This window comes from Cryptosporangium japonicum (assembly GCF_039524755.1).
In the GTDB taxonomy this organism is placed as follows: Bacteria; Actinomycetota; Actinomycetes; order Mycobacteriales; family Cryptosporangiaceae; genus Cryptosporangium; species Cryptosporangium japonicum.
This window is the reverse complement of record NZ_BAAAGX010000033.1, coordinates 297,224-315,733: the sequence shown is the minus strand read 5'-3', so window position 1 is coordinate 315,733 and position 18,510 is coordinate 297,224. Positions and strand designations below refer to the sequence as shown.

Annotated in this window: 15 protein-coding genes; 7 read left to right on the top strand and 8 right to left on the bottom strand. The window is 72.0% G+C overall.

All coding sequences use genetic code 11. From position 1 onward, the window contains the following. Window positions 1-40: 40 nt before the first annotated feature. The 7 genes from ABD437_RS37065 to ABD437_RS37035 form a co-directional block, all read right to left on the bottom strand. Window positions 41-835 carry a prepilin peptidase gene (locus tag ABD437_RS37065; RefSeq protein ID WP_344653715.1) on the bottom strand — a complete coding sequence of 265 codons (795 nt, stop codon included), beginning with the start codon at window positions 833-835 and terminating at the stop codon, window positions 41-43. 85 nt (window positions 836-920) lie between these two features. Then, window positions 921-1,430 (bottom strand): type IV pilin protein, encoded by a 510-nt coding sequence (locus tag ABD437_RS37060; RefSeq protein ID WP_344653632.1) that lies wholly within the window; start codon window positions 1,428-1,430, stop codon window positions 921-923. A 22-nt stretch (window positions 1,431-1,452) separates the two neighbouring features. Then, window positions 1,453-2,718: a type II secretion system F family protein gene (locus tag ABD437_RS37055; RefSeq protein ID WP_344653631.1), complete on the bottom strand. Its 1,266-nt coding sequence runs from the start codon at window positions 2,716-2,718 to the stop codon at window positions 1,453-1,455. Then, window positions 2,715-3,761, bottom strand: coding sequence for a type IV pilus twitching motility protein PilT (locus ABD437_RS37050; RefSeq protein ID WP_344653714.1), 1,047 nt, complete (start codon window positions 3,759-3,761; stop codon window positions 2,715-2,717). Before ABD437_RS37050 ends, ABD437_RS37055 begins: the two co-directional genes overlap by 4 nt. Before the next feature lie 145 nt (window positions 3,762-3,906). Beyond that, entirely contained in the window at window positions 3,907-5,586 is a 1,680-nt protein-coding gene (locus ABD437_RS37045) for a GspE/PulE family protein (RefSeq protein WP_344653630.1), read from the bottom strand. Window positions 5,587-5,642: 56 nt separating this feature from the next. Beyond that, complete coding sequence (locus ABD437_RS37040) at window positions 5,643-6,104, bottom strand: tetratricopeptide repeat protein (protein WP_344653629.1); 462 nt, start codon at window positions 6,102-6,104, stop codon at window positions 5,643-5,645. Between the two features lie 84 nt (window positions 6,105-6,188). Next, window positions 6,189-6,986, bottom strand: coding sequence for an META domain-containing protein (locus ABD437_RS37035; RefSeq protein WP_344653628.1), 798 nt, complete (start codon window positions 6,984-6,986; stop codon window positions 6,189-6,191). Window positions 6,987-7,041: 55 nt separating this feature from the next. Here ABD437_RS37035 and ABD437_RS37030 point away from each other — a divergent pair, with 55 nt between their 5' ends. Beyond that, window positions 7,042-8,241, top strand: a complete 1,200-nt coding sequence (locus ABD437_RS37030) for a cytochrome P450 family protein (RefSeq protein WP_344653627.1) — start codon at window positions 7,042-7,044, stop codon at window positions 8,239-8,241. 76 nt (window positions 8,242-8,317) lie between these two features. Here the strand turns inward: ABD437_RS37030 and ABD437_RS37025 are convergent, their stop codons facing one another. After that, the gene (locus ABD437_RS37025; protein WP_344653626.1) at window positions 8,318-9,076 is read right to left on the bottom strand and encodes an IclR family transcriptional regulator; all 759 of its coding nucleotides are present in this window, start codon (window positions 9,074-9,076) and stop codon (window positions 8,318-8,320) included. Window positions 9,077-9,142: 66 nt separating this feature from the next. Here ABD437_RS37025 and hutH point away from each other — a divergent pair, with 66 nt between their 5' ends. From hutH to ABD437_RS36995, 6 genes are read left to right on the top strand one after another with little or no spacing between them, the layout of a single operon-like run. Further along, complete coding sequence (gene hutH / locus ABD437_RS37020) at window positions 9,143-10,696, top strand: histidine ammonia-lyase (RefSeq protein ID WP_425558324.1); 1,554 nt, start codon at window positions 9,143-9,145, stop codon at window positions 10,694-10,696. Window positions 10,697-10,719: 23 nt separating this feature from the next. After that, the gene (gene hutU / locus ABD437_RS37015) at window positions 10,720-12,378 is read left to right on the top strand and encodes a urocanate hydratase (RefSeq protein ID WP_344653624.1); all 1,659 of its coding nucleotides are present in this window, start codon (window positions 10,720-10,722) and stop codon (window positions 12,376-12,378) included. Further along, the gene (locus ABD437_RS37010; protein WP_344653623.1) at window positions 12,375-13,577 is read left to right on the top strand and encodes an allantoate amidohydrolase; all 1,203 of its coding nucleotides are present in this window, start codon (window positions 12,375-12,377) and stop codon (window positions 13,575-13,577) included. Before hutU ends, ABD437_RS37010 begins: the two co-directional genes overlap by 4 nt. Beyond that, window positions 13,574-14,887 (top strand): formimidoylglutamate deiminase, encoded by a 1,314-nt coding sequence (locus ABD437_RS37005; protein WP_344653622.1) that lies wholly within the window; start codon window positions 13,574-13,576, stop codon window positions 14,885-14,887. The genes ABD437_RS37010 and ABD437_RS37005 overlap by 4 nt, the downstream gene beginning before the upstream one ends. Further along, entirely contained in the window at window positions 14,884-16,029 is a 1,146-nt protein-coding gene (gene hutI, locus ABD437_RS37000; RefSeq protein WP_344653621.1) for an imidazolonepropionase, read from the top strand. The genes ABD437_RS37005 and hutI overlap by 4 nt, the downstream gene beginning before the upstream one ends. Before the next feature lie 51 nt (window positions 16,030-16,080). Beyond that, on the top strand, window positions 16,081-18,498 hold the full coding sequence (locus tag ABD437_RS36995) for a penicillin-binding protein (RefSeq protein WP_344653620.1): 2,418 nt from the start codon (window positions 16,081-16,083) through the stop codon (window positions 18,496-18,498). Window positions 18,499-18,510 lie beyond the last annotated feature (12 nt).

Below are 18,510 nucleotides of genomic sequence, written 5' to 3'. Positions count from 1 at the left end.
ATGCCCCCAATCGCGACGTCCGGACCGAGCGAACAGTGGCTCAGCCGCTCGGGAGGAGCAGCGAGCTGTACCAGACGGTGATCGGCGTCGCCGCGAACACGGCGAGGAAGCCGCCGACGAGCATCGCCGGGCCGAACGGGATCGCGGTGCGGCCGGTGGCCCGCCGCGTGGCCAGCAGGACCACGCCGACGACCCCGCCCACCAGGAACCCGGCGAACGTGCCCACCCAGACCGAGTTCCACCCCAGCCAGCCGAGGTAGAGCCCGAGCAGGCCGGCGAGTTTCACGTCGCCGAAGCCCATCCCGTCGGGGTAGACGAACGCCAGCAGCCAGTAGCCGGCGTAGAGCGCGCCCATCGCCAGCAGGGCCCGCCCGGCGTCCCGCCAGGAGCCGGCCGCGACCGCGGCCAGGAGCAGCAGGACCCCGGTCACCAGATAGGAGGGGAGAACGATCCGGTCGGGCAGCCGCATGACGTCCAGGTCGATGAGCGCGAGCGCCACCGCGATCGCGGCCAGGTACAGGTAGGCCGGCAGCTCGGGGGAGAGCCCGAACCGGGCGGTCACCGCGGCGAACAGCACGCCGGTGCCCAGCTCCACCAGCGGGTAACGCACGCTGATCGGGGCCCGGCAGTCGGCGCAGCGCCCCCGGAGCACGAGCCAGCCGAGCACCGGGACGTTGTGCCAGGGCCGCACCGGCGACGCGCACGCCGGGCAGTGCGAGGCCGGGCGCACCAGCGACTGCGCCCGCGGGACGCGGTACACCACCACGTTGAGGAACGACCCGACGACGAGACCGAGCACGCCGGCGAGGGCGGTGATCACGGTGTCGTCGGGCACGAACACGGGTGGCGCTCCAGTGGCTCGGAGGGAGAACGAAAGACGTCCTGCTCCCGGCCGCGGTGGCCGGGAGCAGGACGGTCGATCACGGGTCGGTGATCTTGCATTCCGCGATGTTCGGCGTGGTCTTGTCCGGCCCGTACTTGGTCGTCTTGCCGGTCACGCTCTTGTAGACGTAGACGTTCTTGCCGGTCGAGCTCCACCCGCAGATCGCGTAGCCGGGCTGGGTGGTGCCGCTCGCGGTGTTCGTCGACTTGAGAACGAGCTGGTTGCCGGCCGACACCGCGATCTTCTCGGTCGCGGTGCCGGTGGCGCCGGACAACTTGAGGTCGAGATCCTTGCCCAGGGCACCGGTGACGCTCGCCGGGTACTGGTTGCCGTTCGCCGTGTAGAACGCCTCGACCGCTGTCACGCCGTTACGCACGTCGGACTGTGCCGCCGTGTTCTGCGCGCCCTTTTTGTAGTTGTTGTAGAGCGGCACGGCGATCGCGATCAGGACGCCGATGATGACGACGACCACGAGCAGCTCGATGAGCGTGAAGCCCTCGTCGCCGGTGCGGCGCCGCGTACGGTGCCAGCGGAGCAGAGCGGTCATTCAGGTCTCCTGTGGACAAGGGTTACTGAGCGCCTTGGATGTTCTGGTAGATCGTGAACATCGGTAGGTAGAGGCAGATGACCATCGCGCCGACGATGACCCCCATCAGGAGCACCATGATCGGTTCGATGGAGGCCGTGAGCGCTTCCGCGGCCGTATCCACCTCGCGATCGTAAAAATCGGCGATCTTATCCAACATCTGACTAATTTGTCCGCTTTCTTCGCCGACCTCGATCATCTGGGCGACCATCTGCGGGAACACCGGGTGCTGGCTGATCCGGCTCGACATCGGGGCGCCGTCGCGCACGCCCCGCTCCACGTCGAGCAACGCCGTGGTGATGACCGCGCTGCCGGTGGTGGCGCCGACCACGGAGAGCGCCTGCAGCACCGGGACGCCGGCGCCGAGCAGCGTGCCGAGGTTGCGCGTGAACCGGCTGATCGCGATCTTGCTCACGAGCTTGCCGACGACCGGCATCCGCAGCTTGAGCCGGTCGAACGCCAGCCGGAACCCGGGCCGGGTGGCGAGCAGCCGTTTGACGACGACCGTGCCGACGACGATCAGGCTGACGGCCAGCGGCCCGGACCAGACCAGCGAGTGGCTCGCGGTCACGATGACCTGGGTCGGGGCCGGGAGCGTGCCGCCGAGCTGGCGGAACATGTTCTCGAACACCGGCACGATGAAGATCAGGACGCCGGCGACCATCAGGAGCGCGAACGCCAGCACGATCACCGGGTAGGTGAGCGCGCCCTTGATCTTGCCGCGCAGGGCGTCGTCCTTCTCGAAGTTGACCGCGACGCGCTCGAGCGCGCTGTCGAGGAAACCGCCGGTCTCGCCGGCACGTACCAGCGCGACCATCAGCGTCGGGAACACCTTCGGGTGCCGCCCGAGTGCGTCCGACAGCGGCGTGCCGCCCTCCACGTCGACGCGGACCTCGGTCAGCGCCTTGCGCAGCGACGCCCGTGAGGTCTGTTCCTCCAGTACCGAGAGGCAGCGCAGCAGCGACATGCCGGACGAGGTCATCGTCGCGAACTGCCGGGAGAAGACCGACAGGTCACGCAGTGTGGTCCGGCTGCCGAGCCCGGGCAGGCTGATCTCGGTCTTGAGCCCGGTGCCGGCCGGGGTCACCGAGAGCGGGACCACACCCTGCTGGCGCAGGATCTGGACCGCGACCCCGGAGTTGGGCGCGGTGACTTTCCCACGGGTGCGCTTCCCGCTGGTGTCGACGCTCTGGTACTCGAAGATCTTGTTCGCGCTGCCCCGGCTGGGGTCGCTGAGCATCGCGGTCATCGCCGGCCGGCCAACCGGCTGTACTCCTCGGCCGAGTGGCAGAGGTTGAGCCCTTGTTCGAACGTAATGATCTGGTGCCGGGTGCGTTCGGCCAGGTGCTGGTCGAACGAGAGCATCCCGTCGGCCGACCCGGCCTGCAGGAACGTCGCGATCTGGTGGTTCTTGCCCTCGCGGATCAGGTTCCGGATCGCCGGGGTGAGCGTCATGATCTCGGTGATGATCGTGCGGCCCTGGCCGTCCGCGCGGGGGGCCAGCGCCTGGCTGATCACACCCTGCAGCGCGGCCGAGAGCTGGGTGCGGATCTGCGGCTGCTGGTGCGGCGGGAAGATGTCGATCAGCCGGTCGACGGTCTGGATCGCGCTCTGCGTGTGCAGCGTCGCCAGCACCAGGTGGCCGGTCTCGGCCGCGGTGAGCGCGGTGGACGCGGTCTCCAGGTCGCGGAGCTCGCCGACCAGGATGATGTCCGGGTCCTGGCGCAGCGCGTGCTTCAGCGCGATCGAGAACGAGTTGGTGTCCCCGCCCACCTCACGCTGGTTGACCAGGCTGCGCCGGTGCATGTGGAGAAACTCGATCGGGTCCTCGATCGTGACGATGTGCGACGACCGGGTCCGGTTCGCCAGGTCCACCAGGGCCGCGAGCGTGGTGGTCTTGCCCGAGCCGGTGGGGCCGGTCACCAGCACCAGACCCCGGGGGAGCTGGGCGAACCGCGCGACCGAGTCGGGCACGCCGAGTTCCTCGAGCGGCTTGATCTCGTGCGGGATGGCCCGGAACGCGGCCGCGCAGGACCCGCGCTGGAGGTACAGGTTGACGCGGAACCGCGACGAGCCCTCGACGCTGTACGCGAGGTCGAGCTCGTGTTCCCGCTCGAACCGGGCCCACTGCACCTCGTCGGTGGCCGCCCTGGCCAGCCCGGTGGTCTCCACCGGCGACAGCGGTTCGTAGTCCGGCAGCGAGCGCAGCGAGCCGTTGATCCGTCCGGTCGGCGGTGCGCCCGCGGTCAGGTGCAGATCGGACCCGCGGTGCTCGACGAGCGCCCGCAGCATCGCGTCGAGAGTTTTGCGGGCCGCGCCGGTGCCGTCCAGCGCCCAGCTCTGCCACAGATTCCCGCCGGGTTCCGACACCAGGTGCCCCCTCGATCGCGTGGATCCCCCGACCTTGATCGGCGGTGCCCGCACCGAGCTGAGGAGTTCAGATGGCGACCCGGAGTACCTCTTTGACCGAGGTCAGGCCGGTGGACGCCTTGCGCAGGCCGTCGATGCGCAGGTCACGCATGCCTTCGGCCCAGGCGACCTCGCGGATCTCCCGCGCGGACGCCCGGTTCACGGCCATCCGTTCGATCTCGTCGGAGATCGGCAGCACCTCGTGGATCGCGACCCGGCTGCGGAACCCGGTGCCGCTGCAGTTGCGGCACCCCACCGGCTTCCACAGCGACTTCGGCAGGCCCAGGTCCTCGACCGGCCAGTCGGAGCCCTTCAGCTCGGTCTCGGTCGGCTCGTACTCCTCTTTGCACCAGTCGCAGAGCCGGCGGGCCAGCCGCTGGGCGACCACGCAGTCGACCGACGAGCCGACGAGGAACGGCTCGATGCCCATCTCGATCAGCCGGGTCACCGCGCTGGGGGCGTCGTTGGTGTGCAGCGTCGAGAGCACGAGGTGACCGGTCAGCGCGGCCTCCACCGCGAGCTGGGCGGTGACCCGGTCCCGGATCTCACCGATCAGCACGACGTCGGGGTCGGACCGCAGGATGGCCGGGAGCACCGCGGCGAACGTCAGGCCGGCCTTGAGGTTCACCTGGACCTGGTTGACGCCGGGCAGCCGGTACTCGACCGGGTCCTCGACCGTGATGATGTTGACGGTCGGCTTGCTGATCTCCGCGAGCGTGCCGTAGAGCGTCGTCGACTTGCCGGAACCGGTGGGGCCGGTGACCAGCACCATCCCGTGCGGCTTGGAGAACGCGGTGGAGTACCGCTTCAGGTTGGTCTCGGTGAACCCCACCGAGCTCAGGTCGATCTGCATGCCGCTGCCGGTGTCGAGCACCCGGAGCACGACCTTCTCGCCCCAGACGGTCGGGAGGGTCGCGGTACGGAGGTCGACCGTGCGGTCGTTGATCTCGACCGTGATGCGGCCGTTCTGCGGCACCCGCTTCTCGGTGATGTCGACGCCGGACATGATCTTCAGGCGCGACACCAGCGCGGCCTGGACGTTGTGCGGCACGGTGTCGATCTCGTGCAGGACGCCGTCGATGCGGAAGCGGATCCGCATCTCGTTCTCGCCCGGCTCCAGGTGCAGGTCGGAGGCGCGGTTCTGGATCGCCTGGCCGATCATCGAGTTGACGTAGCGCACGATCGGCGCGTCCTGGTCGCTGCTGGTCAGGCTGGAGACGCTGGCCGGCGTGGGCGCCTCCGGCCGCAGGTTCTCGGCCAGGTCGGCGAGGTCGTTCTCCTCGCGCTGCAACTTGGCGATGAGCTTGCGCAGCTCGCTGCGGGCGACCATGACCGGCCGGACGACCATGCCGGTGGCCGCGCGGACGTCGTCCAGCGCGACGATGTCGCTCGGGTCGGTGATCGCGACCGTGATCTCGTTGCCGTCCAGCGCGAGCCCGAGAACCCGGTGCCGGACGACCAGCGCGATCGGGATCTTCGCCATCGCGACCGGATCGATCGGGTACCCGACCAGGTCGACGCTGTTCATGCCGTAGACGTCGGCGGCGGCCGCGGTCAGCTCGGCCTCGGTGACGACGTTGTTGTTGATCAGGATGCCGCGGATCGAGCGTCCGGTCCGTTCCGCCTCCGCCGCTGCCTTGGCCAGGGCCACGGGATCGGCACCGCGCTTCTTGAGGGCGGCGATCAGCGGGCGAAACGTGGAATTCATGACATCCTTCGCGTAAATGGCTCCTCAGGGCCTTATCGGCGACAGGTGTCGTGTTCTTAGCGCTGCGGGGCGGTGGTCGCGGCGGGCAGTGCCGCCAGGTCCTCCAGCAGCTCGGCGACCTCCGGGTGGATGCCGCCGAGCAGCGCCCGCTTGATCCAGAGCGCGTGGAGCAGCCGCTGCCGGCTCACCGCCGGCTCGGTGTCGGCGTGCAGGCGGCCCAGCCCGCGCAGGCAGAGCGCGGCGTCGTACTGCCGGCCGTACCGGCGGTAGACGGCGAGCGCCCGCTGGTAGAGCGCGTTGGCCTCGGCCCTGGCGTCCCGGGCGGCGAGGACGTCGGCGAGCGTCTTCGCGTCCGCCGCGATCGACGGCGTGTCCTCCTTGCTGGCGCGTTCGCGCAGCTTGAGTGCGGTACGGGCGGCTCGCTCGGCCTCGTCGAGGTCCCCGTCGGTCCAGGCCAGGACGGCGGCGCCGTGCTCCCGGTCGGCTGCGGCGATGGTGTGCTTGCGGTGTCCGAACATCGTGGTGCTCTCAGTCGTGTCGGCGTGCCCCGCCGGTACCAGGTTGCGCCCGGCGGGGCCCGCGCTCCACGTAGAAATGCACACTCAGGCGCTCTGCAGCACCAGCCCGCTGCCGTCGGGTGCGGTGAGGCGGAGCGTGTCGTCGACGACCATCCGGACGGTGCCGGCGCCGAGCACGCGCAGCACCGCCCGCTCGGTGGTGTCGCGGCCGCCGCCGCAGGCCATCTTCGTGGCGACGACCGGACCGAACACGATCGCGCCGGAGCCGGGCCGCGCCGGGCCGCTGATCCGGTTGCAGCCGGCGTTGCCGGTCACCGTGGTGCCGTCGAACTCGAGGTACGCCTCGACGTCCGGCGGCAGGCTCGCGACGGTCTCGCCCTCGACGAGGCCGGTGACGTTCCAGCGGGTGCCGACGAGCGGCGGTGAGGTCTGCATCGTGAACCGGATCTCCGTCCGTTCGGTGGTGAGCGTGAGCGTGTCGTCGTCGAGGCGCCAGGCCGGGCCGGCCCTCAGCACCCCGGCGAACCAGGCGTCCTGGTCCATCCGCGGCTGGTCGCAGCCCATGTCGGTGGTCTGCAGATCACCGACGCGCAGGCTGTCGTCCCCGATCGTCACCGGGCCGCTCATCCGGTTGCAGCCGGCCCGGACGCCGAGCGCGCCGTCGGCGGTGAACCGCAGCTCGATCCGCGTGCCGTCGACGAGGGGCCGGTCGGCGCCACCCTCGGTGACCCCGGTGGAGCGGAACACCGTGCCGACCAGCGGGTGGGCCGCGTCGGCGCGGGCCACTCCGCGGTCCTCCGAGCCGCGGGCGGCGAGCGGCGGCTCGGCGGCGCAGGCGGCGAGCAGCGAGACGGCGACGAGCACCAGCGCGAGTCTGATCATGATCCTTGGACGTTTCCCGGGCCGCGAGGGATCCACCGGTCGGTACCGTGGATTCATGGAGGTCCTGCGACTCGGCACCGAATTCTTCACCGATCCGCACGCCGACTACTCCTGGATCCGCGAACGACGCCCCACGTCCAGAGTGATCACTCCGCTGGGCAACGAGGTCTGGCTGGTCACCCGGTACGCCGACGCGCGGGCGGCCCTCGCCGACCCGGCGCTGCACAAGGACAACGCCGAGTTCCACGCGCTGGCCGAGGCCAAGTACGGGCCGATACCGCGGCACGAGCTCAAGGACGCGATCAACTCGCACATGCTCGCCGCCGACCCGCCCGACCACACCCGGCTGCGCAAGCTGGTCGGCAAGGCGTTCACCGGCCGGGCGATCGCCGCGCTGCGCCCGCGCATCGAGGAGATCGCGGCGTCGCTGCTGGACACGATGGAGGCCGGTCCCGACCGCGTCGACCTGCTCGACACGTACGCGTTCCCGCTGCCGATCACCGTGATCTGCGAACTGCTCGGGGTCTCGATGGACGACCGCGACGACTTCCGGAACTGGTCGAACACGCTGTTGCAGTCGGCGGACATGGAGGCGCACACCGCGGCCGCGCGCTCCCTCGCGGGGTACCTGACCGCACTCGTCGACGAACGCCGGGACCACCCGACCGACGACATGCTCGGCGCGATCGTGGCCGCCTCGGCCGACCGCGACCAGCTCTCGCGCAACGAGGCGATCTCGATGGCGTTCCTGCTGCTGATCGCCGGGCACGAGACCACCGTCAACCTGATCGGCACCGGGATGTACGCGCTGCTGCGCGACCCGGTGCAGTTCGAGGCGCTGCGCGCGGACCCCGCGCTGGTGCCGGGCGCGATCGAGGAGTTCCTGCGCTGGGACGGGCCCGTGCACCTGGCCACGCTGCGGTTCACCGCGTCGCCCACGGTCATCGGCGGGGTGTCGATCCCGGCCGGCGAGGTCGTGCTCGTCTCGTTGACGTCGGCCAACCGCGATCCCGAGCGCTGGCCGGACGCCGATTCGCTGGACGTGCGCCGGCCCGCGACCAGCCATCTGGCGTTCGGCCACGGCATCCACCACTGTCTCGGCGCGCCACTGGCCCGGTTGGAGGGTGAGGTGGCGTTCACGGCCCTGCTCTCGCGCTTCCCGTCGCTCACGCTCGACGCCGACCCGTCCACGCTGACCTGGCGCCCGTCGACGCTGATCCGCGGCCTCGACCGGCTCCCGGTCCGCCTCCACTGACACCGACCGATTCCGGGGTCGATTCCGGGGGCGGTCGCGTGGCCGGTCCGGCGGCCGGCTCCGCGGCCGGTGCTGCTCAGGCCGGTGGGGTGCCGCCGACCCGGCGGGCGATCTCGGCGGCGGTGCGGCGCACGGCGTCGGCCAGTGCGTCGGGATCACCCTCGGCGACTCCGAACGTGACCGCGACCGCCGCGACCGGGTGGCCGGCGTGGTCGGTCACCGGGGCCGCCACCGACGCGAAACCCGGCGTGACCTCGCCGTTCTCGGTCGCGTACCCGGCCTTGGTCACCGCGGTGAGCAGCCGTCGCAGCTCGGCGTAGTTCGTGGGGCCGAGCTCGTGCCGCCGGACGAACGCGCTCGCGTCCGGGAAGAGCGCACGCACCGCGGGCTTCGGCAGCACCGCCAGCATCGCCCGGCCGCTCGCGGTGAGCTGCGCGGGCAGGCGGACACCCACGTCGGTGACGAGCGGCGGGCGGCCGGGAGCCCGTTCCTCGATCACGTAGATCACCTCCCGGCCGTGCAGCACGGCCAGGTGCGCGCTCTGCCCGAGCCGGTCGACGAGCGTGGCGAGCGGCACCCGGGCGAGCCGCTGCAGCGGTGCCTGGCGGGTGTAGCCGGTGCCGAGCTCGTAGGCGCTGACCCCGAGCGCGTACCGCCGCTCCTCCGGCAGGTGCACCACGAACCCGGCCTCGATCAGCGTCGAGAGCAGGTGGTAGGTCGTCGACCGGGGGAGTTGCAGGTCGCGGGTGATCGCGGCGGCCCCGACCGGCCCGGCTTGCCGCGCGAAATACCGCAGGATCGCCAGCACCTGAGCAGCAGCGGGGACCTCGGCCATAACGTCTGGGATACCAGACGACACCGCTCGCGTGGCGCTGTCGTCCGGCAACCGCGGTGGTGTCCCATGGACGGCATGGGTGACGCGGTACTGGTGGGAAAGGGTCCTCTCGACCCGGACGACGTGGTGGCGGTGGCACGGGACGACGCCCCGGTGGCACTGGCGCCGGAGGCGGAACGCGCGATCGAGGCGAGCGCCCGGGTGATCGAGGCCCTGGCCGACGACGACACCCCGCACTACGGCGTCTCCACCGGCTTCGGCGCGCTGGCCACCCGGCACATCCCGGTCGACCGCCGGGTCGCGCTCCAGCACAGCCTGATCCGCTCGCACGCCGCCGGGTCCGGCCCCGAGGTGGAGCGCGAGGTGGTGCGCGCGCTGATGCTGCTGCGCCTGGCCACGCTGGCCACCGGGCGCACCGGCGTCCGGCTCTCCACCGCGCGGGCGTACGCGGGGATGCTCGACGCCGGCATCACGCCGGTCGTCCACGAGTACGGCTCGCTGGGCTGCTCCGGTGACCTCGCGCCGCTCGCGCACTGCGCGCTCGCGCTGACCGGCGAAGGGCTCGTGACCGACGCGCTGGGGGAGCGCCGCCCCGCCGCCGAGGCGCTGGAGGCCGCCGGCCTCGCCCCGATCGCCCTGCGCGAGAAGGAGGGGCTGGCGCTGATCAACGGCACCGACGGCATGCTCGGCCAGCTGCTCCTGGCCGCCGCCGACCTGCGCCGCCTGCTGCGCACCGCCGACCTCACCGCGGCGATGAGCGTCGAGGCGCTGCTCGGCACCGACGCGGTGTTCGCCGCCGACCTGCAGGCCCTGCGCCCGCACCCGGGACAGGCGGCGAGCGCGTCGAACCTGCGCTCGGTGCTCGCGTCGTCGGGAATCATGGCCAGCCACCGCGACCCGCACGCCTGCACGCGGGTGCAGGACGCCTACTCGCTGCGGTGCGCGCCCCAGGTGCACGGTGCGGCGCGGGACACGCTCGCGCACGCCGAGTCGGTGGCGTCGCGGGAGCTGGCGAGCGCGGTCGACAACCCGGTCGTGACCGTCGACGGCCGGGTCGAGAGCAACGGCAACTTCCACGGCGCGCCGGTCGGGTACGTGCTCGACTTCCTCGCGATCGCGGTCGCCGACGTCGCGTCGATGTCCGAGCGGCGCACCGACCGCATGCTCGACGTGGCCCGCAGCCACGGCCTGCCGCCGTTCCTGTCGCACGACGCCGGGGTCGACAGCGGCTACATGATCGCGCAGTACACCCAGGCCGCGGTGGTGTCCGAGCTCAAGCGGCTGGCCGCGCCGGCCTCGGTGGACTCGATCCCGTCGTCGGCGATGCAGGAGGACCACGTCTCGATGGGGTGGTCGGCCGCGCGGAAGCTCCGGCGCGCGATCGACGGCCTGACCCGCGTACTCGCGATCGAGCTGCTCACCGCCGCGCGCGCCCTCGACCTGCGTGCCCCGCTCACCCCGGCCCCGGCCACCGCGGCGGTCGTCACCCGCCTGCGCGAGTCCGCACCCGGCCCCGGCCCCGACCGCTACCTGGCCCCGGAGATCGAGTCCGCCGTCGCGCTGGTCGCGAGCGGAGCCGCGATCGCCGCCGCCGAATCGACCACCGGCCCACTGGCCTGACCACCCTGCGAAAGGAGCGCCTGATGGACGGCGCACGACCCGTACGCGCGGCGCGCGGAACCTCGCTGACCGCGGGGAGCTGGCAGACCGAAGCCCCGCTGCGCATGCTCATGAACAACCTCGACCCCGAGGTGGCCGAACGCCCCGACGACCTCGTCGTCTACGGCGGCACCGGCCGCGCGGCACGCAACTGGGCCAGCTTCGACGCGATGGTGCGCACGCTCACCACGCTCAAGGACGACGAGACGATGCTCGTCCAGTCGGGCAAGCCGGTCGGCGTGATGCGCACCCACGAGTGGGCGCCGCGGGTGCTGCTGGCCAACTCGAACCTCGTCGGCGACTGGGCCACCTGGCCCGAGTTCCGCCGCCTCGAGCAGCTCGGGCTCACGATGTACGGCCAGATGACCGCGGGCAGCTGGATCTACATCGGCACGCAGGGCATCCTCCAGGGCACGTACGAGACGTTCGCCGCGGTGGCGGAACGCAAGTTCGGCGGCACGCTGGCCGGGACGCTCACGGTGACCGGCGGCTGCGGCGGCATGGGCGGCGCCCAGCCGCTGGCCGTGACGCTCAACGGCGGTGTGGCCCTGGTGATCGACGTCGACCCGGCCCGCCTGCACCGCCGGGTGGAGCAGCGGTACCTCGACGAGGTCGCCCCGTCGCTGGACGCGGCGATCGAACGCGCGCTCGAGGCGAAGAAGGACCGCCGGGCGTTGTCGATCGGCGTGGAGGGCAACTGCGCGACGGTGCTGCCCGAACTGCTGCGCCGTGGCGTCGACGTGGATGTGGTGACCGACCAGACCTCCGCCCACGACCCGCTCTCCTACCTGCCGGAAGGCATCGACCTCGCGGACTGGGCGGAGCGCGCCGAGAAGGACCCGGCCGACTTCACCGCACGGGCCAGGGCGTCGATGGCCAAGCACGTCGAGGCGATGGTCGGCTTCCTCGACGCCGGCGCCGAGGTGTTCGACTACGGCAACTCGATCCGCGACGAGGCCCGGCAGGGCGGCTACGACCGCGCGTTCGCGTTCCCCGGCTTCGTCCCCGCCTACATCCGGCCGCTGTTCAGCGAGGGCAAGGGCCCGTTCCGCTGGGCCGCCCTCTCCGGTGACCCGCGCGACATCCACGCCACCGACCAGGCCGTGCTCGACCTGTTTCCCGACCACGACCACCTGCACCGCTGGATCCGCGCCGCCCAGGACAAGGTCGCGTTCCAGGGGCTCCCGGCCCGGATCTGCTGGCTCGGCTACGGCGAGCGGGACAAGGCCGGCGTCCGGTTCAACGAGATGGTCGCGTCCGGGGCGGTGTCCGCGCCGATCGTGATCGGACGGGACCACCTCGACTGCGGCAGCGTGGCGTCGCCGTACCGGGAGACCGAGGCGATGGCCGACGGCTCCGACGCGATCGCCGACTGGCCGCTGCTGAACGCGCTGGTCAACACCGCGTCGGGCGCGTCGTGGGTGTCGATCCACCACGGCGGCGGGGTCGGGATCGGACGCTCGATCCACGCCGGGCAGGTGACGGTCGCCGACGGCACCGCGCTGGCCGGGCAGAAGATCGAGCGGGTGTTGACGAACGACCCCGGCATGGGCGTCATCCGCCACGTCGACGCCGGGTACGACGACGCAGGCGAGGTCGCCGCCGCGCGCGGGGTGCGGATTCCGATGCGGGAGGGTTCTTGACCGGCTTCGACGAGCTCTGGCGGGAGCTGCTGCCGATCGGCCGGGCGGCCGACACCGGCGGGTACCGGCGCTTCTCGTGGACGCCGGACGACGTGTCCGGCCGGGAGTGGTTCGCGTCCACGGCGGCGTCGCTGGGCCTGTCCGTGGAGGTCGACCGCAACGGCAACCAGTGGGCCTGGTGGGGTGCGCCGGGGCCGGACGCCGTGGTGACCGGGTCGCATCTGGACTCGGTGCCCGACGGGGGAGCGTTCGACGGTCCGCTCGGGGTGGTGTCGTCGCTGGCGGCGGTGGGCGCGCTGAGAGCGCGCGGGACGACGCTCTCGCGGCCGCTGGCCGTGGTGAACTTCGTCGAGGAGGAGGGGGCGCGGTTCGGGTTGCCGTGCCTCGGGTCGCGGTTGCTGACCGGCGCGGTGTCCCCGGACCGGGCGCGCGAGCTGCGTGACCCCGCCGGGGTCACCTGGGCCGCGGCGATGGACGCGGCCGGGCTCGACGCCTCGGGCATCGGGGCCGACCCGGCGCGGCTCGGTCTGATCGGCACGTTCGTCGAGCTGCACGTGGAGCAGGGGCGCGGGCTCGTGGAGTCCGGATCGCCGGTGGGGGTCGCGAGCGCGATCTGGCCGCACGGGCGCTGGCGGTTCGAGTTCGCCGGTGAGGCCAACCACGCCGGCACCACCCGGCTGGCCGACCGCCGCGACCCGATGCTGACGTTCGCCTCGACCGTGCTCGGCGCACGTGAACAGGCCGCGCTCGCCGGGGCGCTGGCGACGTTCGGCCGGGTCTCGGTGGAACCGAACGGCACGAACGCGATCGCGTCGCTGGTGCGTGCGTGGCTCGATTCGCGGGCGCCGGACTCGGCGTCGCTCGAGCGGGTCGTCGAGGCGGTGACGACGCTCGCGGCCGAGCGGGGTGACCGCGACGGGGTGAAGGTGACCGTCACGCCGGAGTCGACGACGCCGGTGGTCGAGTTCAACGCCGACCTGCGCGACGAACTGTCCGCGCTCGTCGGCGGGGCACCCGTCCTGCCCACCGGGGCCGGGCACGACGCCGGGGTGCTCTCGGCGCACGTGCCGACCGCGATGCTGTTCGTCCGCAACCCGACCGGCGTGTCCCACGCCCCGGGCGAGTTCGCGACCCCCGACGACTGCGTGCTCGGCGTCGAGGCGCTGACCACCGTGCTGGAACACCTGGCCACCCGGTGACCGAGCGCTACTGGGCCGAGCACGCGTGGCTGCCCTCCGGGGTGGCCTCCGGAGTGCTCATCGAGGTCACCGACGGTCGAATCACCGCCGTGTCCACCCCGGTCGAACCCTCCCCGGGGGTGGTGCGGCTGGCCGGGCTGACGCTGCCCGGGCTGGCGAACGCGCACTCGCACGCCTTCCACCGCGGCCTGCGTGGACGTACCCAGGCCGACCGCGGCACGTTCTGGACCTGGCGCGAGCAGATGTACGCGCTGGCCGCGACGCTCACCCCGGACCGCTACCACGCGCTGGCCCGCGCGGTCTACACCGAGATGGTGCTGACCGGCATCACGTGCGTCGGTGAGTTCCACTACGTCCACCACGCGCCCGGCGGCGCACCGTACGCCGACCCGAACGCGATGGGCGAGGCGCTGATCGCCGCGGCCGCCGACGCGGGCATCCGCGTCACGCTGCTGGACACCTGCTACCTGACCGGCGGGTTCGACCGTCCGCTCGAGGACGTCCAGCTCCGCTTCGGCGACACCACCGCTGAGCGGTGGGCCGAACGCGTCTCGGCGCTCCGGCCCGACGGGGGGCACGTGCGGATCGGGGCGGCGCTGCACTCGGTGCGCGGTGTGCCCCGGGAGCAGATCGGGCCGGTCGTCGAGTGGGCCGCGGCGACCGGGGCGCCGCTGCACGTCCACCTCTCCGAGCAACCGGCCGAGAACGAGGCCTGCCTCGCCGCGCACGGCGTCACCCCGACCCGCCTGCTCGCCGACGCCGGCGCGCTGGGCCCGCGCACGACCGCGGTGCACGCCACCCACCTCACCCCCGCCGACATCGCGCTGCTCGGCGCCACCCGCACCGTCGCCTGCGCGTGCCCCACCACCGAACGCGATCTGGCCGACGGCATCGGCCCGATCCGCACGCTGTTCGAGGCCGGCTCCCCGGTCTCGCTGGGCAGCGACAGCCACGCCGTGATCGATCTGTTCGAGGAGGCCCGCGCGGTGGAGCTCGACGAACGTCTCCGGACGCGCGAACGCGGCCACTGGCGCGCCGCCGAGCTGCTGCGCACGGCCTTCGCGCACGACTCCCTCGGCTGGCCCGACGCGGGTGCGCTCGAGGTGGGCGCCCGCGCCGACCTGGTGACGATCCGCACCGACACGATCCGCACCGCGGGTTTCACCCCGGCCACCGCCGCCGAGACCGCGGTCTTCGCCGCCGGCGGGGCCGACGTGGCTTCGGTGATCGTCGACGGCCGCGCCGTGGTCACCGACGGCGTCCACGCCACCGTCGACGCCGGCCGCGAACTGGCCAGGGCCCTCGCGTGAGCACCGTCGTCCGCAACATCGGGATGCTCGTCACCCAGGACCCCGACCTCGGCACCCGCCACGACGCCGCCCTGGTGTTCGACCGCGGCCAGGTCGCCTGGGTCGGCCCCACGAACCAGGCACCGCCCGCCGACACCGAGGTCGACGCCGGGTCCCGGGCGGTGATCCCGGGCTTCGTCGACAGCCACAACCACCTCGTCTTCGCCGGTGACCGCTCGGCCGAGTTCGCCGCCCGCATGGCCGGCACCCCCTACGCGGCCGGCGGCATCCGCACCACGGTCGCCGCCACCCGCGCCGCGTCCGACGACGAGCTCCGGCACCGGCTGCGCACGCTGGTCACCCAGGCCCACCGCCAGGGCAGCACCACGCTGGAGATCAAGTCCGGCTACGGACTGACCGTCCACGACGAGGCCCGCTCGCTCCGGCTCGCCCGCGAGGTCACCGAGGAGACCACCTACCTCGGCGCGCACGTCGTCGCACCGGACACCGATCCCGCCGACTACCTCGCGCTGGTCACCGGCGAGATGCTGGAGCAGTGCGCCCCGCACGCCACGTGGGTCGACGTCTTCTGCGAGCGCGGCGCGTTCGACGGCGACGCCGCCCGCGCGGTGCTCGCCGCCGGCGTCGGGCGGGGGCTGATCCCGCGCGTCCACGCCAACCAGCTGGGGCCGGGCCCCGGCGTGCAACTGGCCGTCGAGTTCGGAGCCGCCTCGGCCGACCACTGCACGCACCTGTCCGACGCCGACGTCGACGCGCTCGCCGGCAGCGACACCGTCGCGACGCTGCTGCCCGGGGTCGAGTTCTCCACCCGCTCGCCCTACCCGGACGCCCGGCGCCTGCTCGACGCGAACGTGACGGTCGCGGTCGCCACCGACTGCAACCCCGGCTCCTGCTTCACGTCGAGCATCCCGTTCTGCGTGGCGCTCGCCGTCCGCGAGATGCACCTGACGCCCTCCGAGGCGCTCCGGGCCGTGACGCGAGGAGGGGCCGCGGCACTGCGTCGCACCGACGTCGGCCACCTGGGAATCGGGGCAAAAGCGGACGCAATTCTGCTCGACGCCCCCGATCCGGTCTATCTGGCGTACCGCCCCGGGGTCCCGCTGATCGCGGCGGTGTGGAAATCCGGTCAACCGGTCGTCTAAAACCTCCATTAACCAGCGCCGACGCCGGTCGGCCGTCCATACAGTGACGCTGTGGAACCGAGCCGCGATCGCAGGCTGGCCAACGTCCTCACGCTGATCGTGTGCGGGGTGCTGGCCGGCGTCGTACTGGCGGCGGTCGCGTTCCCGGTGGTGGGGGTCTCCGGCCTGACCGCGAAGTCCGCTTCGGACTCGTTCCGCGACCTGCCGACCGAGATCCGGATCCCGCCGCTGCCGTCCACGTCGACGTTGCTGGCCAGCGACGGCAAGACCGTGCTGGCGCAGTTCTTCGAGGAGAACCGGAAGAACGTCGAACTGAACGACATCGCGCCGGTCATGCGGCAGGCGATCGTCGCCGCCGAGGACATCCGGTTCTACGAGCACAACGGGGTGGACGCGCGCGGAATCGTCCGGGCGCTGGTGCGTAACCAGACCTCGGGTGAGCTCGCGCAGGGTGCATCGACGCTCACCCAGCAGTACGTCCGGTCGGTGCTGAAGTACAGCGCCTCGAACCCGGCCGAGTTACGCGCCGCCACCGAGGACACCGCCGGCCGGAAACTGCGCGAGATCCGCTACGCGGTGGCGCTGGAGAAAGGGATCTCCAAGAACGAGATCTTGGAGAACTATCTGAACATCACCTACTTCGGCAACGGCGGGTTCGGCATCAACACCGCCGCCGCGCTCTACTTCAGCAAGGCGCCGGCCGAGTTGACGCTGGCCGAGTCCGCGCTGATCGCCGGCCTCGCGCAGAACCCGACGCAGTACAACCCGGTCGGCAAGGACGAGGCCGGTCAGCGTCCGGCGCTCGCGCGGCGCGCGTACGTGCTGCGTCAGATGGTGAAGATGAAGTACATCAGCGCGGACGAGGCCGCGGCCGCGAACAAGTCGCCGATCGGGTTACGTCCGAAGGAGAACGCGCAGTCCTGCGAGTACAGCAAGGCCGGTTTCGGGTTCTTCTGCGGCTGGTTCCTCGACTGGTGGCAGGCCAACCCGACGTTCGGCAAGTCCACGACCGAGCGGCTGGCGGCGTTGCGGCGGGGCGGCTACCGGATCGTCTCCTCGGTCGACGTGCGGATGCAGGCGGCGGCCCAGCGGCAGGTCAACCGGGCGCTCAGCCCGAACAGCCGGTTCGCGACCGGGGTGGTGCTGGTGCAGCCCGGCACCGGCCGGGTGCAGGCGATGTCGATCAACCGCAAGTACGGCGTCCGGAAGAACCCGGGGGGCCGGACCTACCCGTACACCGAGAACCCGCTGCTCACCGGCTCGACCATCTCGCCGGGGTACCAGGCGGGCTCGACGTTCAAGATGTTCACCATGCTTGCGGCCCTGCAGCAGGGCATTCCGCTGAGCCACACGCTCTACGCCCCCCGGCAGTTCGTGTCGCAGTACGTCGGCGGCTGCCGCACCGGCCGGTACTACTGCCCGAAGAACGCGGACGGGCGGATGACCGGCGTCCAGACGCTCTCCAGCGGCTTCGGCGAGTCCGCGAACACCTACTTCGTCCAGCTGCAGCAGGAGGTGACGGTGAAGGCCGCGGTCGCCGCGGCGGAGGCGGCCGGTGTGGTGTTCCGGGGCTCGAAGGACCAGAAGAACATCAAGTGGGCACGCGACTCCAACCAGGCCTGGGGCTCGTTCACGCTCGGCACCGCGCAGGTGACCCCGCTGGACATGGCGACCGCCTACGCGACCGTGGCCGCCCGGGGCAAGTACTGCAAGCCGACGCCGGTCACCTCGATCACCGACCCGGGCGGCCGGTCGCTGCTGCTGTCGAACACCACGTGCAAGCAGGCCTTCAGCCCGCAGGTGGCGGACGCGGCGAACGACGCCGCGCGCTGCCCGGTCGGGGACGGCTCGCCGTCGGGCATCTCGTGCACGCACCCCGGTGGCGGGCCGACCGCCGCGAGCGTCGGCGGGACGATCGACCGGCCGGTGGCCGGGAAGACCGGCACCACCGACGACAACAACGCCGGCTGGTTCGTGGGGTACACGCCCAACCTCGCCGGGGCGTCGTTCATCGCCAACCCTGACAAGTACTACGACACGGTGCCCGACAGCCATCTACCGGTTCAGATCGTGCGTGACACGTTCGCGAGCGCGTTGCGTGTGCTGCCGGTCAAACAATTCGTCAAGGCACCCCGGCGCCTGTCGTGGGGCACGATGCTCCAGGTGCCCGACGTGAAGGGCGACACGCCCGACGGAGCGATCTACCGGTTGCGTGCGGCGGGCTTCAACGTCTCGATCAACTACCAGGCGGAGGACTCCGACCAGCCGGCCGGCCGCGTCGCCGGCACCGATCCGTCGGGGGGGAGCTACGCGAGCAAGCGCAGCAGCATCCGGATCACCGTGAGCAACGGCAAGAAGTCCCACCGCGATCCACGTGTCGACGCGCTGTGCAAGGCCGACCCCAAGCTACCGATCTGCAGGATCAAGCCCGGCGAACCCGGCTTCCCGGCCGCACCGGGGCGGCCCTGAGCTCACCGGGGT

What these genes read in the sequence shown, in the direction of transcription:
- ABD437_RS37060 (WP_344653632.1), bottom strand. Translation starts at nt 1,430, where the DNA reads ATGACCGCTCTGCTCCGCTGGCACCGTACGCGGCGCCGCACCGGCGAC.
- ABD437_RS37055 (WP_344653631.1), bottom strand. Translation starts at nt 2,718, where the DNA reads ATGACCGCGATGCTCAGCGACCCCAGCCGGGGCAGCGCGAACAAGATC.
- ABD437_RS37050 (WP_344653714.1), bottom strand. Translation starts at nt 3,761, where the DNA reads ATGCTGCGGGCGCTCGTCGAGCACCGCGGGTCCGATCTGCACCTGACC.
- ABD437_RS37045 (WP_344653630.1), bottom strand. Translation starts at nt 5,586, where the DNA reads ATGAATTCCACGTTTCGCCCGCTGATCGCCGCCCTCAAGAAGCGCGGT.
- ABD437_RS37040 (WP_344653629.1), bottom strand. Translation starts at nt 6,104, where the DNA reads ATGTTCGGACACCGCAAGCACACCATCGCCGCAGCCGACCGGGAGCAC.
- ABD437_RS37035 (WP_344653628.1), bottom strand. Translation starts at nt 6,986, where the DNA reads ATGATCAGACTCGCGCTGGTGCTCGTCGCCGTCTCGCTGCTCGCCGCC.
- ABD437_RS37030 (WP_344653627.1), top strand. Translation starts at nt 7,042, where the DNA reads ATGGAGGTCCTGCGACTCGGCACCGAATTCTTCACCGATCCGCACGCC.
- ABD437_RS37025 (WP_344653626.1), bottom strand. Translation starts at nt 9,076, where the DNA reads ATGGCCGAGGTCCCCGCTGCTGCTCAGGTGCTGGCGATCCTGCGGTAT.
- hutH (WP_425558324.1), top strand. Translation starts at nt 9,143, where the DNA reads ATGGACGGCATGGGTGACGCGGTACTGGTGGGAAAGGGTCCTCTCGAC.
- hutU (WP_344653624.1), top strand. Translation starts at nt 10,720, where the DNA reads ATGGACGGCGCACGACCCGTACGCGCGGCGCGCGGAACCTCGCTGACC.